Origin of the sequence: Pseudomonas sp. URIL14HWK12:I6 (assembly GCF_000514195.1) — a bacterium.
GTDB classification, from domain to species: Bacteria; Pseudomonadota; Gammaproteobacteria; order Pseudomonadales; family Pseudomonadaceae; genus Aquipseudomonas; species Aquipseudomonas putida_A.
In genome coordinates, this window is record NZ_AZVL01000031.1 from 1 (window position 1) to 1,179 (window position 1,179).

The window sequence follows — 1,179 nt, forward strand, 5'->3', positions numbered from 1 at the left end:
GCGAGGGCCGAACGTCAGGGCATAGACCTTTTGGTTACTTTTGGCTGGGCCGGCATTCCGGGCGTTTGCCAAAAGTGACCCGCCGTAAGGGCGGAACCCTAGGCGGCCGTTACCGCAGCAACGGATATTCACCCACTCACCCCCCCACCCCGTCAAGCCAAATCAAACACCTCTACCAAGCGCCCAGCAATCAACCCCAGCGCCTCTTCAGCCTCATCAACAATCGCCCCCATCCGCATAAAGTCATGGGTCATGCCCGAGTACACCTGCAAATCCACAACAACCCCCGCCGCCTGCAAATGCCGGGCATAAGCCACCCCCTCATCGTGCAACGGATCACACTCGGCCAACACCATCAACACCGGCGCGACATCGGCCGGAACTTCGCCGAGCAACGGCGAGAAACGCGGATCAAGACGATCGCTGGCATCACGCTGATAGTGCGCGTAGAACCACTGCAGCGAAGCCTTCTCCAGCAGATAACCTTCGGCAAAACGCTCGATCGAAGGCGTAGTGCGACTGGCATCGGTAACCGGATAAATCAGCACCTGCAAACGCGGCTGCACAGCAGCATCCGTCAGTTGCGCAGCCAGCACCGTGGCCAGGCTGCCACCGACGCTGTCACCGGCAATCGCCAGGCGCGCGGCATTGATGCCCAAGTCAGCAGCACTCGCCACCAGCCAGTCCCAGGCATCGCGGGCGTCGTCGGCCGCTGTCGGGAAACGATGTTCCGGCGCCAGTCGATACGCCACCGACAGCACCACACAATCGGCCAGCGAAGCCAACGCGCGGCACAGCGAATCATGCGAGTCGAGGCTGCCGACCACATAGCCGCCGCCATGGAAATACAACAATGCCGGACGTCCGGCGCCCGCCTGCAACGGATGATTGCTGTAGATCCGTGCGTTCAACAGTGCACCATCACGCACCGGCAATTGCAGCTCATCCACCACGACCAGTTCTTCACCGCCGGCGTCCATCAGCAACGATGACTGATCGAATTGTTCACGGGCCTCGCTCGGGCTCAACTCGTGCATGCCGACGCGTTTGCCACTGGCCCGGCCGTTGCCGACCAATTGCAGAAATGCGGCGATATCAGGATTCAATGACATTCAAATCTCCAAAGCGATCGGGCGCCATCAGCGCCCGATCGGTTTTACTTGGGTTTCACAGCAGGTT

At 60.6% G+C, this 1,179-nt stretch carries 1 protein-coding gene; it reads right to left on the reverse strand.

Annotation, left to right across the window (positions count from 1 at the left end; all coding sequences use genetic code 11):
* Positions 1-152: 152 nt before the first annotated feature.
* Complete coding sequence (locus H043_RS0125315) at positions 153-1,112, reverse strand: alpha/beta hydrolase (protein WP_027614199.1); 960 nt, start codon at positions 1,110-1,112, stop codon at positions 153-155.
* Positions 1,113-1,179: the final 67 nt, after the last annotated feature.

Excerpts from the sequence above, each read along its gene's own strand:
- H043_RS0125315 (WP_027614199.1), bottom strand. The coding sequence starts at position 1,112 with ATGTCATTGAATCCTGATATCGCCGCATTTCTGCAATTGGTCGGCAAC.